Origin of the sequence: Microcoleus sp. w1-18aA5, assembly GCF_036701705.1 — a bacterium.
Lineage (GTDB): Bacteria > Cyanobacteriota > Cyanobacteriia > Cyanobacteriales > Microcoleaceae > Microcoleus.
The window spans coordinates 1-14,992 of sequence record NZ_JAUPTE010000045.1; the positions used below are offsets into that span (position 1 = coordinate 1).

Below are 14,992 nucleotides of genomic sequence, written 5' to 3' on the forward strand. Positions count from 1 at the left end.
GATTTGTAAACAATCGATTCAATCATCACAAGCGTTTCAGGTTGTTCTACATTCACAACTCAAATAGACTTGCTATATCTTGACCGATACAATAGTTACCGTCAGCGTGAATTTTCTGCAAAACGGGAGTAATTGAATCTGTTAGCAGGATGCTTTGGGGATGTTCTTGAAAATTTTTCACAAAACTACCGTCGGATTCTGGTAGCTGAGTGTGGTCGGGTCAGCCTGTGGGATTGTTTTCTACATCTAGGGTGAATTTCATAGTTTTATTTAGACTGTAGGAGTTTTTGGTAGGGAGAGCAATGAAGGTTTTAACTGAAATTATAACTATTGATGCCAGATATCAGTTATCACCAATTGTTTGAATTAGGAATTTCTTTAATTCGGTATTTTCTTCCTGTAAAAGCAGTTCCGATCGCCATTCGTTCGGATGGATTTTGCCGTATTTTTCGGGTAAGGTGACGCCGTGATAAGCATAGAGGCTGTATCCGTCAGCAAATTGAATGGCGGGCCCTCCTTCGGCGTGGAGGCGGTGTTCACTGTCGAAGGATAGAATGCGGGGACGATCGCACACAATACAAGTATTTTCAAAAGGATAAATCCACCCACAGTTGGCAACTAGCAACTGAAATGCTCTCCATTTAACTGGATCGCGATCGCCGTTTAATACTGAAATATAGAAATCACTTAACGCGCCGCGAGATATCGATGCGAAAAAAAATTTATTGATGTCATTATGTTGGTGTCTGGCAAACCTATCGAATTTACGCCATCTTTCGTGCCATGTATAAATTTGGGTGATTTGCCAGCGAAAATTGATACAACTTTCTAAACTGCCAAATGCTGACCACAGCAGCAGGTTGAAATAGTCTACCAATTGGTATCTTAGAAATCTAGATGCCTCTGTATTCACCAGAGAAAAAAAAACTCCTCTTTTCTGGTCACTATTTGAGTCAGAATTTTGTAGGTCAGATCATGGCCTAAAACTGCGGTTATTTCTTGTTTGATATTTCTCCCAGATGGAGATTTTTGGCAGGTTTCAAAAATTGGGATAAAGATGCGATCGAAAGCTGCACGGGGGCTATCACATATTATTATCTGCGGCTCTTTATAGCCGAGGGCTGCATAGGCAAATCTTACGGATTTTTTTGCTGCTGCTTCGCGCTCGATCGGCTCAGTAGAGAGTGCAATTTTTCGCCAGTTTTCTCGATAAACTGGAATCAGGGCTTGTTGTTGCGGGGTTAGTTGTTCGATCATCATTTTCCTCTAAGTCTGCAAACAATATTTCTCAAGAAGTAATTCTGTCTGCACCAACGCGCGATCGTACTTTAATACTTTGCATAACTCTGACCTCGTTAAGTTTGTACTGAAATTCAATCTTGTCAGGAATTACTCATCTATGCCAAACAAACCGGGTTTTTTACCGAATTTATGGGCGAGTCCGAAAGATTTTCGTCAAAAAACCCAGTTTGTGACCACCCGTGCGTCATTCTACCTTTATATTTAGGATTGGTGTATCTGATTAATTTCGCACACGCACCCGAGTTAATCCAAAACCAATTAATCGCGCGGGAATATTTCGCAAAATTGGTAACTGCAACAAAAGTGGCGGTGTAAACGGTCGATTTGTATCTAATGCCCCCTTAATAATTCGCTCCTGTACAAAGGATTGAAATGCTTGAATTACCCGCGTGGGCAACTCCCGCTGTCGCTGCACCTCTGCCAAATCCCACAGATGCAAGTGATTATTTTGCAGGGGGGTGCTGAGTACATTAGCCGCAACGACAGCATCTTGAATAGCATAGTTAATTCCCACACCGCCTACGGGCGACATGACGTGAGCGGCATCCCCAATTAAGAGTAAACCGGGATGATACCAGCGGGGAAGGCGACTCGATTCAACCGACAGAAAAGAAATTTGCGACCAATCTTTCAGTTGCTCAACCCTATCTGCAAATTCTGGTGCTAATTCAGCAACAGCTTTTTGCAAAGCTTCTATTCCTGATTCGCGCAATTTCTGATAGCTGCCTTTCAGAATAATGTAACCGAGTTGCCAATAATCCAAGCGGTCAATCATGGCTAATAAATGACCTCCAACAGCTCGACCTCCCACGCCGAAATTTTGGACATCATGGGGACTGCGCGGCAAACGAAACCAAAGAACATCCATCGGTGGGGAAGTTTTAATCGGTTCAAAACCTGCTAATTGGCGAAGGCGGGAAAAGCGACCATCTGCACCGACGGTGAGGGTCGATCGCACTTCATGCCATCCCCCGCGTCCCCGGTATCGAATTCCGCACACAACCCCATTTTCTACGATCATTTCTTGGACATTAGCTCCCATTACTAGCTGGAAACTGGGGTAGCGCTGCGCTTGGGCAGTGATGAATTCGAGAAACTTGACTTGGGGAAGGATAGTGATGTAAGGATACTTGGTTTTGAGACTGGACAAATCTACGATTGTGGCGGTATTTCCAGCAGCTTGGATAGTGAGTTTACGCATTTTTGTATGGGGCAATCCCAGCAATTTTTCTGCTAAACCCAATTGCTCCATAATTTCCATTACTGACGGATGCAGCGTATCGCCACGAAATTCTCGGTCAAAATCTTTGTGTACTTCTAGCAGCATGACGGGAATGTTTTGCCGCGCTAAAAGTAATGCTAAAACAGCACCTGCAGGCCCACCTCCCACAATGCAGCAGCTTGTTTGCTGCACGTCAACTATCGAGTGTTCTTGAGAGGATTCTGAATTTTGAACAGAGTTGACAGCCATATTTTTATGTTCCTGTTTGCTCAACAATCCTGCTAGCTGTTTTTAGTTTAGCAAAACGCATTAGTTAATCTATTATAAATTTTTTTTTGGCTGTCAAAAGATGGACATACACTGCTTTCCCAAGGTGACACTCCTACTCCTAAAGGCGATCGCCAATCCATCAGCGGATCGATCGCACCCCAGGCTCAGCCGCAGGTGAGGCAATCCCTCCGCAGCCCCCGCTTCTCGACGCGGTACAATAAATGCAATCATACTTAACGCTTATATTGAAAAGGCTACACACAACGCCACAGGAGACAACTGACGCATGGGTAAAGTAGTTGGCATTGACCTCGGAACAACAAACTCAGTAGTAGCCGTCATGGAAGGCGGCAAACCGGTTGTGATTGCCAATGCAGAAGGGATGCGGACAACTCCCTCGGTAGTCGCTTTCACAAAGGAAGGAGAACGCCTGGTGGGACAGATGGCCAGACGCCAGACTGTTCTCAACCCGCAAAACACCTTTTACGGTGTCAAGCGGTACATCGGACGCAAATATACCGAACTGACTCCAGAATCAAAGCGCGTCCCTTACACAACTCGCCGCGACGAAAACGGGAACATCAAAATCAAGTGTCCCCGCCTGAAAAAAGATTTTGCCCCAGAGGAAATTTCGGCGATGGTTTTGCGGAAACTAGCCGATGAAGCCAGTCGCTATCTGGGACAAGAGGTGACGGGGGCTGTAATTACTGTTCCCGCTTATTTCAACGACTCGCAGCGACAGGCGACGCGGGATGCTGGACGAATTGCCGGACTTGATGTCAAGCGGATTTTAAATGAGCCGACAGCGGCTTCTTTGGCTTACGGTTTGGAGAGGCGAGAAAGTCAAACTATTTTAGTGTTTGATTTGGGCGGCGGTACTTTTGATGTGTCGATTTTAGACGTGGGAGACGGAGTATTTGAAGTCAAAGCAACTAGCGGCGATACTCAATTGGGTGGCAATGATTTTGACTCTAAAATTGTTGACTGGTTGGCAGAACAATTCTTAGAAAAAGAAGGAATTGATTTGCGACGCAACCGGCAAGCTTTGCAGCGCTTGATCGAAGCGGCAGAAAAAGCCAAGATTGAGCTGTCTGGCGTCGGGGTCACGGAGATTAATTTGCCGTTTATCGATGCGAATGAAGACGGGCCTTTGCATCTGGAAACGCGGCTGACTCGCGGTCAATTTGAGGGACTGTGCACAGATTTGGTGCAGCGGTTGCGGCGGCCAGTAAAACAAGCTTTAGCTGATGCAAGTTTGAGTCCTTCTCGCATTGATGAAGTTGTGCTAGTCGGCGGTTCGACTCGCATTCCTTTGGTGCAGGAAGTTGTTCGCAGTTTGATCGATCGAGAACCGAATCAAAATGTGAATCCCGATGAAGTTGTGGCGGTGGGTGCGGCAATTCAAGCGGGGATTTTGGGTGGGGATGTCCGCGATGTGCTGCTGTTGGACGTGACGCCGCTGTCACTGGGTTTGGAAACGATCGGCGGGGTGATGAAAAAACTGATTCCTCGGAATACTACTATTCCCGTCAGGCGATCGGACATTTTTTCGACTGCTGAAAACAACCAAACTGTGGTAGAAATTCACGTCATCCAAGGCGAACGGGAATTAGGCCGAGATAATAAGTCTTTGGGACGGTTTAAACTAACTGGAATTCCGCCGGCACCGCGAGGGATTCCGCAGGTGCAAGTAGCTTTTGATATTGATGCTAACGGGATGCTGTTGGTGACTGCTTTGGACAAAACTACCGGCAGGGAACAAAGCATTACTGTGCAAGGTGCTTCGACGCTGAGTCAGCAGGAAGTGAATCAAATGATTCGCGATGCGGAACAGTTTGCTCAAGCTGATAAGTTGCAGCGGGAAAAGGTGGAAAAACGCAATCGCGCTGAAGCTTTAGCTTATCAAGCGGAGCGGCAGTTGCGGGAAGTTGCGCTCGATCGCGGAATGCAGTTTGCTCAAAGAAGCCGCCAGCGAATTGAAACTTTAATTCGGGAATTGCGAGACAGTTTGGAACGCAATGATGAACGGGGAGTTGACCAGATTGGTTCGGATTTGCAAGATGCTCTTTACGATTTGAGCCGAGAAGTTTCAGCTTTTGCTGATGATGACGATGATGACGATTTCTTTGAGTCTGTGAAGCGGACTTTTACGGGCGACGGTACGAAGCGGCGCAGCGATGACAGCAGCTATTATACCAATGCTAAGCCTTACAGGCGATCGACTGTCGATCCAATTCCCGATCGCCCATACGATCGACCCTATGATCGCACCGGTGATCGTATGGGCGATCGTATGAACGATCGTTCATACGATCGTAGAAGCAGTGCTAATCGCCCCACTCGCCCTTATCAAAATCAAAGCGACGATTGGGATGATGACGACGATTGGCTGTAATTAGTGGTTAGTCATTAGTCCCTAGTCATTAGTCCCTAGTTTGAAGCAGGGAAGCAGGATGACTAATGACTAATGACTAATAATAATTAATGACTAATGACTAATAACTAATGACTAACTATGCAGAATTTTCGCAATTACTATCTAATTTTGGGAGTGCCCAAAGATGCCACGGCTGATGAGATAAAAAAAGCCTATCGACGGCTAGCAAGACAGTTGCACCCTGACGTAAATCCAGGTGATAAATCTGCTGAAGATAGGTTTAAGGATATTAATGAAGCTTATGATATTCTTTCCGACCTCGACAAGCGCGCTCAATACGATCAGTTTAGTAAATTCTGGAAACAAAAAGGATTTCAAGGAAAGCAAGGGGTGCGACTTCCCAATTTCAAAACTTGGGGAAACAGTAAAACTACCCGCAAAAAACCGGCCGAAGAGGTAGATTTTAGCGATTACTCGGATTTTAATAAATTTCTCGACCAAGTGCTCGGAAGGCGGCGGGAAGTGAGGATGGCGACAGCGAATGATGCAGCGGGAGTAGCCTCCTCTGAACCGTGGAGTACGGCTTCTAAGAAAACGAGTTATGTTGCTAATTCTCGTCCACCTAGAAGGGATTTTGACGATCGCGAAATGCGACGAGAAACAGACGATCGCGAAATGCGACGAGAAACAGACGATCGCGAAATGCGACGGGAAATTAGGGAAACAGTCGATCGCGAACCCAGAAGAGACATTGAGGCCAGGCTAACTCTGCCTTTGGAAAGGGCTTATTCGGGTGGTACTGAGCGAATTCGTCTGGAAGACGGGAGAGCGATCGAGGTAACTCTGCCTCCTGCTATGGTATCAGGTCAGCGGATTCGCTTGCGAAATCAAGGTATGGGCGGCGGAGATTTATATTTGAAAATCACAGTTTCTCCCCATCCCTTTTTTCGCTTGGAAATGTCAGATATTTGCTGCGAATTGCCACTGACTCCCAGCGAAGCGGTGTTAGGCGGAGATATTGAAGTACCGACGCTGGACGGCCTGGTAAAGATGAAATTGCCACCGGGAGTAACCTCTGGAAAGCGGTTGCGGCTGGCTAACAAGGGCTATCCGACAGGAAATGGCGATCGGGGCGATCAATTGGTAGAAATTCAGGTGTTAATTCCCAAAGAAATTAGTGAGGAGGAACGGGAATTATACGAAAAGTTGCGGCAGGTTGAGTCTTTTAAACCGCGTCAGGATTTATCGATTTAATGTAGACTACGCAATGCGCCAGTTTAATTTTGTAGGGGCGCAATAATGCGCGCCTTACTACTAATGGTGTACGAAAAATTAGGAGAGGCTTGGCTAAATTTTACTGACATATCAGATTTAGCCACTTGCCTGTAAATAGATAATAACAAATCCGTTGGTATCGGAATTATTCATCTCTCTCTTCTCTTCCTCCGCACCCTCTGCGGTCTCTGCGGTTTAATAACTCCGAAACAACCGTAAACAATATGATTTGTCGCCAGAATAGCCGTTAGCGGAGCCCTCGAAGAGGATCGCACTTTCAGCAATCCTGGAGCGCATAAGTAAAACTAATGTTGTGATTATTCCTGAACTAGCAGAGAATTAACAATAAGGTAATTTTCCCACAATCAGGAGCAGTCTGCCGCGATGACTCAAATGCCCCCTCAATGCAACAATCTGCAAGAGCAAGTTGACTCCTTACTGCAACTGCTGCGTCAGGAATCGTCTTTGCGACAACAAGATATCACGGCAGTAGAAGCTTCTCTGAAAAAGGCAATTTCTCCTGAGTTTGAAATTGTGTTTGCTGGCGCTTTCAGTGCGGGAAAATCGATGCTGATTAATGCTTTGCTGGAGCGGGAATTGCTCTACAGTGCGGTCGGACACGCGACAGGTACGGAATGTTATATCGCCTTTGCTGAGCCGGAAAAAGAGCGCGTGGTTCTCACTTTTTTGAGCGAGTTTGAGATTAGCCAGCAAGCTTCTGTGCTTTGTCATCAGTTAGGTTTAGCTACTGAAGTTAATATTAATCAAACAGATGTAGTGTCGCTGTTGTCTCAGGGATGTAACATAATTATTGAAAGGGAAGGCGGCGAAAATAAATCGGAATTAGCCAAAAAAGCTAAGGCTTTGATGCTGCTGTTAGAAGGTTTTGAGGCAAATCGCGATCGCATCCAAACTCTCGAAAACGCTACCTACTCGATGGAACAGTTTAACTTTTCCAATCTCAAGGAAGCTGCTAGTTATGCCCGTCGCGGTAGTAACAGTGCTGTACTCAAGCGAGTTGAATATTACTGTTATCATCCGCTGCTACAAGATGGCAATATTATTATCGATACGCCGGGAATTGATGCGCCGGTGCAGCGGGATGCAGAATTGACTTATGATAAGATTGAAAGCCCGGATACTTCGGCGGTTGTCTGCGTTTTAAAAGCGGCTTCGTCTGGGGAAATGACGACAGAAGAAACCGAGTTGATGGAAAAAACACGGGGAAATCCGGGAATTCGCGATCGACTGTTTTACATTTTCAACCGCATCGACGAAACTTGGTACAACACGCAACTGCGACAGCGCTTAGAAAATCTGATTAATTCCGACTTTCGCGATACTGCGAGAGTTTACAAAACTAGCGGGTTGTTGGGATTTTACGGGAGTTTGATTCGAGGGACAACAGGGCGCGATCGCTTTGGTTTAAATACAATCTTTGCCACCAGTCAAGGGCGAGCTTCTGGAGATGATAAATTAGATTCTGAATTGCTCGGTAATAGTGAAGAAACTCCGCAATTTGTTAGTGAATTTAATCGCTACTGTGCGAATTCTGGCAAGTTATCTCCTAGCAAATTTCGGATTTCAGTGAACAGCTACGAAACACCCAATGAAAACTACGTGCGAATTCTTGCAGAGCAAGGACAACCATTAATTTCTCAATTAATTCAAGATAGCGGTATCGAAGATTTTCGCACAGCCATCACCCGCTACCTCACAGAAGAAAAACGCCCGCAACTGTTCAAAAATCTCGCTGACGACTTAGAAGACTTGTGCATTCAACTGCGGAAACATTACCAAACAATTCAGCGGAATTTGGACAGCCAGCCCCGCGAAATTGAAGCGATGAAAGCACAGGAACTTTTGCGACTAAATCAGGAATTGCAGCAAGTCGGACAGGATTTCCGGGAACATATCGCCGAAGAAGTCAATGAAATGATTATGAACAGATGCGATATTTTCGATATAGACTTTCGGCAATTGCAATCTCGGATGATCCGCCGCTTGGATGAATTGTTAGACGGATTTTCTGTTGAGGCGGCTTACGGACGCACTTTGCGGAATCATCCCCGCAATGCCACAGCACCTTTAATTGCTGTTTTAGTTGAAGCGCTTTATTATTTAGCGAATCAGTTGGAAGATATTTTAGTAGAGGCTACTAAGTCACTGGTTGATAATTATTTCCAGTATTTGAAAGATAGCGTTCGCAAGTCGGAATACTATCGATTACTTTATCGGTTGTTGGGGAACGACGGGGGAATTGAACAGCAGTTAGAGGAGTTATCAAAGCGGGTTTCTGATGCTTTGGTAAATGCGGCGGGCGTTGAGTGCGATCGCTACGTGCGAGAAAGTCCGCGTTTTTACGACGAAGGCACATTTTCAATTTATCAATTCCGGGAAACATTGCAGCAAACTTCTCAAGGTTTCGACTGCGAAAACATGGTGGACGCCCAACCGGCAATTCGACAATTATTGCGGCTAGATTTCGAGCCGAAAGTATCTAGAACTATTCGGCAAACTTTCCGCCAAACTGTCAATCAAACTCTGAAAGAGCATTTGTTGCCGCTGGCCCAAAAGCAAGCTGATGATATTTTGCAGAAATACAGTCAAGCCCGCGATTATTTAGAGCAAACTTTGGCACAGGAGGCGGAGGAAAAGATTGCTGGGAATCTGCGGCGGCAAGCTGAGAATGAGCAAAAGATTCAAGAGTACGATCGGGCGGTTTCTGGGATTAATAGTTGTTTGCAGGCGATGAAGCTGCACGAGCATTTGTTGCCTGTAATTGGGCAAAATGATAGTGGTTCTGTGGATGGTGAATGATTGGAATGGGAATGGGCGTAATTGGAAATCCGGCGATTGGAAATCGCGGCTACACAGACAAAACCCGCCTGCGCGGGTTGAAAACATTCTTAGTCCGCGCAGGCGGACATTGTTTGTGTAGACGCGAATTCTATTCGCCCGGTATCTTTATTGTGTTTATTGTGCTATAATAGCCAACAAAGAGCGACTTTAATCCTATGAACATTCGCCAAAAACTTTTAACACTAATCGAACAACTTCCAGAGGATAAGTTAGCAACACTTCTGAACCTAGCCCTCTTCTTGAAAAGTGGAAAAGAACCTATTCAGCCGATGCTTGTATCCCAAGCTTATCAAGATTGGCTGAGTGCGGAAAATGACATTTATGACGAAATATTTGCCGATGAACTTACGACGCGGTGATGTAGTGTTGGCTCAAGTGCCAATGCCATCTACTCAGCTAACACAGTTTAAACTGCGTCCGGCTGTGATAATTTCGGCAGATAATCTCAACCAAATTCTTGACGATGTGATGCTTGTACCTTGTACTTCTAAGACAACTCGCCCTTTGACTACCACTCAATATTTGATAACAGGAGATGAAATTGTATTAGCTGGTATTAGAGTTGAGTCTGTAGTTAGGTGCGAGTCCATTTTTACCCTCAACAAGTCAATGATTGCCCGGAAACTGGGTTCCCTTTCAAATGAGGCTATAAACCACGTTAATCGCGGTTTGATTGTAGCTTTGGAATTAGAAATAGTAGATTAAATAGGACTAACACGAGGCGCGCAAGAATATGGAAGATAAATTTGATTTTCACAACTGCGGTAATGAGGATGCTTTATCTTTCGGTAACGCAATGCTTAAAGTAGAAAAACTCAAGGAAACAGTAAATCGAGCTTGGCCTGAATATGTGTTAGGAGAGAGACTTAGTGAGACGTTAAGGCAACAGAATCTAAATATTGATATAGGTTTAACTACTAACCAACTACGTACTGCTTATGAGAACTGGTTTGGTGAAGGTATAGATTGTGAAATTCTCAGAGTGGGTGCTCAGGGCTGGAAGAAAGGAAAGATTAAAATCAAACTCAATGTCACTATAGAGTTTTGCCCCGACGAACCAGACGTTGAAGAAACACCAGAAAACAACGAATCAGAAACTAGCAAACCAGAATCTCCCCTTGACGATTTGCGTCGCCAACTTCTCAATCAAGAAAACTCACCCAGCTAATCCATCAAACATCCGCGTTAATTCGCGTTCATCTGCGGTTAAAAATCATCATGACTAAAACCCCTAGAATCCCCATTCCCCCAGAAGTCAGAAAATACGTATTTACTCGCAATAAATACCAGTGCCAAAGCTGCGGCCAAACCAAACTAGAAACCCAACTGACGATCGATCATATCATCCCCCTAGCGCGCGGTGGCACCAACGACATCAGCAACTTGCAAACCCTCTGCGGCACCTGCAACCAAAAGAAAACCGACAAACTAGACCCGCGCTTCCGCCGTCACTTTGACCTTTGATATTTAACAGTATAATAAAATCAGCAATTTAAGCTTGAAATTGCTAACCTCTGTTCGATCGCACTTTTAATCCCTAGCTTGGATAACTGCAATGCTGACAAATTGCACCATTGTCAAGAACAGGCAAGATGCCTGTTCCACAAGAAAATGTATCTCTTGTGGAACAGGCCGAAAAGCCTGTTCCTAAGCAAATAATTGAGAATGGTGGAACATCTCAGTTACATCCGTTACATCCGCTACAAAATCCGCTGCCGAACTTCCTACCATCGATAATACCTATAAGGATCGTCTCCCTTCTCAAAATCCGTTCTGTAATCCCAGTGATAAAACTCCCCACTCGAACCGTTAAACACAGAACCATCCGCCTTAAAACTCGCCCCTAAATTAGCCAAAATCTGAGCATTTGCCCTGGTTTGCCGCCAGCGAGTAAAACGCAAATAAGTCTTAGTATCAGCATTCAAACTGTCCGGTTCAATCTGAGAAAAAATCGCCACGCCCTTGCCAACTTTTACCCGACTTAACAAACCCTCAGCACCGATTTCTCCCCCAGACTTAATCAACCAAGTATCATAAAAAGAGCGCGATCGCAAATCCGAAGCGCTAACCCCCTTCACCTCATCCCAACTCGGAACCGCCAGCGAACCCCCGAAATCCTGCGCTTGCTGCAAACCCACGCCCAAACCCGCAACAGGCACTTGACGCGGCAAGAAAAACGCCTTCCCGCCAGCATTCAAATAACCGCGCAAATCAGCCTCTTTCAGATTCGCTTCTCTCCCCACAATGACCAAACCAACATCATTAGAAAGCGAACTAGCGCGCTGATAAATTACCCCCAAACTGTCCAACTTTTGGGCATCTCCATCTCCCCCAATTAAAACCACTTTATCCGGCTTTCCAAGCACCGGAGAATTCATCCCGTAACTCACAATTTGTTGCACTAACTGCGCCGCCCCAGCATCTACAGAATAATGGTCTTCCAAATCTAACTCGTTTAAAATCAGCCGCCCTTTTCCGTAATCCAATTCCATCAGCGGCGAATAAGCTAAATCAAACTCTGATTCCAAAATTGGGCGCCAACCGCTGCGGTGTGGCTTCTCAATAGAAGCGCTACTGACACCGCCACGATTTCCCCAACGCCAGCCGTACCAAGGTTTATTTGCCGGACTCAAATTAGGGCCAGTTTGGATCGTATCTGGATAAGCTTCAAGCAGCGTGCTTTCCCCTGCCCAATCCCGCAAATCTTCACTGTCTAAACCGCTAATTGCGGGATGGTTGCTGTCAACTGGAAAAGCGCGGCGGCTGACGTGGGCAGCAACTCGGAAACCCGTATTTTCCAGCCATTCCCTCCGTTGAGGAAACACAATTGCTTTGCCGCCGCTTTGCACAAAATTTTCTACATTTCCTGGCAATTTTTCCCCGCTAGAAAATGCTTCCCTACCGATAACTAATAGCGATGAAACTTGCGAACCATTCCACGGTACAAGCTGATAACCTAACTGTTTTAACATGGCCGATGTTTTGCCGACTGGATCGAAAATTGTCAGCGTATCCTTACTTTTGGATTGTTTGGGAAAAACTCGGAAAGCAAATGTATCAGAATGCGATCGATCGCCCACCCGTGCAGTCAAGCGAATTTCGCCGTCAGCCTTGCTTGAAATGGTATTTGGCAAATTTACATCAATTGGGAAAAACAGTGTTCCTGCCTGCTCAATCGTCCCTTTTTGCTCGCCCTTTTTTACTTCTTTGCCCCCCACCAAAACTCGCCAATTAAACGAAAATTCTTGCGACGCCCGCGTATCGTTAATTAACACTACTTGCTTTGCCAGTTTTTCGCCCACAAACAAATTGTGATCTTTCGCAGTAAAAACCGGGCTAGCACCAGCAATCCAAGCCAAAGTCGAGCTATTATTCTTCATAATTGCCTCGCCCCCAGGATGAACAGTGTAAGCTTCGGGCTGCAAATAATTCAAAAGATTATTCGACACTTGTTTCAAATAAACTCCCCTGCCACCCGGTTGAAATGCCCGAATATCTACCTTTTTTCGGCCTGCTTCGGACACTTCCCAACCATGTCCGTCATTCCAAGGAATCATCCCCCCAGACATTCCAAAAGTCCGCCAACTCCGCCAAGTATTTGTACTGAATAACTGCTGCAACTTTTGAAAAGCGGGTGCAAAATCCAACTCTTTTTGAAAATGCCAGCTTTGATACTCCTGACCCTTGACAAATTGCTCGCGAATTTTAGATTTATAAGCGGATGTTTCCAACTCGTAAGCCTGCTTACCAAAATAAATTGCCGCAAACTCCGTCATCCAAGGTTCGCTGAGAATTGCCAGACCAAAACCTTTGCGGGCCCGCATCATCGTTGCGTGCAGAGGAGTCCCAAACTCGACTGCCATGTAGGGTATTTCCCCGGTTTTGCTCCACTCAGAAATCCACTCTTCTCGTTCTTGCAAGGGAATCAGATTTAAATAAGAATTCAGCGCATAAACATCACCGAAGTTGGCGCCTTGGTGTACCATCACAGGTCTGGTTTGGTCAGCCGATTTTATCGCAGCTATAGCGTCATTTCCTAGCGGAGTGTTGACCCGCAAACGCTGGTTGTCCGAGGGACTGAGAGTTCCTTCTACTTTGCTTTTGCCGATGCGACGGGGATTTAGGTCGTCAGCGTTGCCGAAAAAATTAGGACTTGTCGCCCACATTAATATTGATGGATGATTGCGGTAGCGGCGCATTTCTGTCACCATTCGGTCTTTCCAGCGGTTTTTCCACAGGGGGTTCTTCCATTTGCCGTTCCAAGCGATAGGACTAATGTCTAAAGCGGGAGCCATAATGGGAAAACCTTTGAGGTCTGCTCTTTCAGAAAATAACTCTCGGAAGTGCCATCTACCCCGTTCGTCGTGATTCCAAGGCCACATTTCTGTTATGTTAAAACCGGCTTTGACGTAGCTGTCAATTAGGCTATCAGCCACTTCTAATGTCCCGCCTTGCCAAGTATCCGAGTGCAAGATTGGTCGCAGCCGCAATTCGGTTCCGTTTAAGAAAAATTTGCGCCCTTCTATCCAAAATTCCCGGAAGCCAAAAGGTTGGTGGTATTGCGTGTCTATGCCGCTGCCTTTTACTTCTAATTGCAGGGTGTAAAGGTTTGGTTGCCCGACATCCCAAAGACGGGGATTTGGCCAATTCCACTGAACTTGGACTGTCTGAATTGGTTTAGCTTGAACCTTGGCAGTTGCGGTGAATTTTTGTTGTACTTTGCCTTTTTCGTCGAGCATTTCCGCGATTAATTTAACTTGACCGCTTTGGGCAACGTCTTTGAGTTCTACATCTAATTTAACTTGCTTTTTTTGGGTGGAAGTTTGGACGAATACGTCGCTAATCAGCGGGCCGGGGGGAAGGCTCAGCAGTCGTACCTCGCCGATAATTCCCCGCGATTGCAACTTGGATTTTTCTGTGTAGATTTCTGTGGGGCCCATGATGACGGCTTTTTCCTTTTCATCGGATACTGCCACTACTAAAATAGATAGGGTGTTTTGACCTGGTTTGGCTGCTTTGGTAATTTCAATAGTGCCGTAGGGCCAGGGGATTTGACCGCAGTTAATGCCGTTGACAAAGATGACTGTATCGGTGCTGACTCTGGCTAAGTCGAGAAAAATTCTGCGGTTTGTCCAGTCACCGGGAATGTCTATATTTCTCTGATACCAAGCTTTTGAAAGTTGTTTGCTGTTGAAGTTTTCCCAATCTTTGCCGCGGCCGCGAGTGATGATTCCGGGTACGGATTCGTTGTTTTCTTTTTGCCAGTCTCCCGGCACCGAGACGGAGCCCCAATTTGGGGAGACGGGGGGGGTTTGGAGGTTGCCAACTGCGGGGACAAATTGCCAAGTTCCGTTAAGATAGATTTGAGAGCGTTGATTGTCGATCGCCCCGGCGGCCAGGGTGGTAAGATTGGGGAAGCCGATCGATATCGCTGAGTTGCTGGCGAAGTTGGGATTTTGCAGCGCGTAACCGACGAATCCAAAGAGGGTGGCGGCTGCGAAAAATAACCCGATAATTTTTGCCAGCTTGTAATTCACTCGCTTATTGCTCCCAGAAATTAGATTATCTAATTTGTCTCTTGATCTATGATAGCAGTTGCTTCAGCAGCAATCCCGCAGCCAATCTGTCTCTGGGAAGATGGCACAGAGCCGACAAATGTGGTTTTGTATAGAAAAAATAAATAC

At 45.8% G+C, this 14,992-nt stretch carries 12 protein-coding genes and 1 pseudogene; 7 read left to right on the forward strand and 6 right to left on the reverse strand.

Annotation, left to right across the window (positions count from 1 at the left end; all coding sequences use genetic code 11):
* Nucleotides 1–76: 76 nt before the first annotated feature.
* The 5 genes and pseudogenes from Q5691_RS17085 to Q5691_RS17105 all read right to left on the reverse strand — a co-directional run.
* Nucleotides 77–220, reverse strand: a pseudogene (locus Q5691_RS17085) (Uma2 family endonuclease); the annotation flags it as partial.
* 123 nt (nucleotides 221–343) lie between these two features.
* On the reverse strand, nucleotides 344–877 hold the full coding sequence (locus Q5691_RS17090) for a DUF6745 domain-containing protein (RefSeq protein WP_333345811.1): 534 nt from the start codon (nucleotides 875–877) through the stop codon (nucleotides 344–346).
* 32 nt (nucleotides 878–909) lie between these two features.
* Nucleotides 910–1,260 (reverse strand): hypothetical protein, encoded by a 351-nt coding sequence (locus Q5691_RS17095; protein WP_333345814.1) that lies wholly within the window; start codon nucleotides 1,258–1,260, stop codon nucleotides 910–912.
* Nucleotides 1,261–1,522: 262 nt separating this feature from the next.
* Nucleotides 1,523–2,773 carry an FAD-dependent oxidoreductase gene (locus Q5691_RS17100; RefSeq protein WP_333345817.1) on the reverse strand — a complete coding sequence of 417 codons (1,251 nt, stop codon included), beginning with the start codon at nucleotides 2,771–2,773 and terminating at the stop codon, nucleotides 1,523–1,525.
* Between the two features lie 93 nt (nucleotides 2,774–2,866).
* Nucleotides 2,867–3,025 carry a hypothetical protein gene (locus Q5691_RS17105; RefSeq protein ID WP_333216376.1) on the reverse strand — a complete coding sequence of 53 codons (159 nt, stop codon included), beginning with the start codon at nucleotides 3,023–3,025 and terminating at the stop codon, nucleotides 2,867–2,869.
* A 55-nt stretch (nucleotides 3,026–3,080) separates the two neighbouring features.
* Here Q5691_RS17105 and dnaK point away from each other — a divergent pair, with 55 nt between their 5' ends.
* The 7 genes from dnaK (at nucleotide 3,081) to Q5691_RS17140 (ending at nucleotide 10,772) form a co-directional block, all read left to right on the forward strand.
* Entirely contained in the window at nucleotides 3,081–5,189 is a 2,109-nt protein-coding gene (gene dnaK, locus Q5691_RS17110) for a molecular chaperone DnaK (protein ID WP_333312313.1), read from the forward strand.
* A gap of 120 nt (nucleotides 5,190–5,309) precedes the next feature.
* Nucleotides 5,310–6,425: a J domain-containing protein gene (locus Q5691_RS17115; protein WP_333345820.1), complete on the forward strand. Its 1,116-nt coding sequence runs from the start codon at nucleotides 5,310–5,312 to the stop codon at nucleotides 6,423–6,425.
* A gap of 405 nt (nucleotides 6,426–6,830) precedes the next feature.
* On the forward strand, nucleotides 6,831–9,266 hold the full coding sequence (locus Q5691_RS17120) for a dynamin-like GTPase family protein (protein WP_333312311.1): 2,436 nt from the start codon (nucleotides 6,831–6,833) through the stop codon (nucleotides 9,264–9,266).
* A 197-nt stretch (nucleotides 9,267–9,463) separates the two neighbouring features.
* Nucleotides 9,464–9,667: a hypothetical protein gene (locus tag Q5691_RS17125; protein WP_333228264.1), complete on the forward strand. Its 204-nt coding sequence runs from the start codon at nucleotides 9,464–9,466 to the stop codon at nucleotides 9,665–9,667.
* A complete protein-coding gene (locus Q5691_RS17130; protein WP_333228262.1) occupies nucleotides 9,648–10,013 on the forward strand; it encodes a type II toxin-antitoxin system PemK/MazF family toxin in 366 nt (121 codons plus the stop codon). Before Q5691_RS17125 ends, Q5691_RS17130 begins: the two co-directional genes overlap by 20 nt.
* Before the next feature lie 28 nt (nucleotides 10,014–10,041).
* Nucleotides 10,042–10,476 carry a KGK domain-containing protein gene (locus Q5691_RS17135; RefSeq protein ID WP_333312080.1) on the forward strand — a complete coding sequence of 145 codons (435 nt, stop codon included), beginning with the start codon at nucleotides 10,042–10,044 and terminating at the stop codon, nucleotides 10,474–10,476.
* Nucleotides 10,477–10,526: 50 nt separating this feature from the next.
* Nucleotides 10,527–10,772: an HNH endonuclease gene (locus Q5691_RS17140; protein WP_333312079.1), complete on the forward strand. Its 246-nt coding sequence runs from the start codon at nucleotides 10,527–10,529 to the stop codon at nucleotides 10,770–10,772.
* 260 nt (nucleotides 10,773–11,032) lie between these two features.
* Here Q5691_RS17140 and Q5691_RS17145 read toward each other — a convergent pair whose 3' ends face one another.
* Complete coding sequence (locus Q5691_RS17145) at nucleotides 11,033–14,845, reverse strand: sugar-binding domain-containing protein (RefSeq protein WP_333345823.1); 3,813 nt, start codon at nucleotides 14,843–14,845, stop codon at nucleotides 11,033–11,035.
* Nucleotides 14,846–14,992 lie beyond the last annotated feature (147 nt).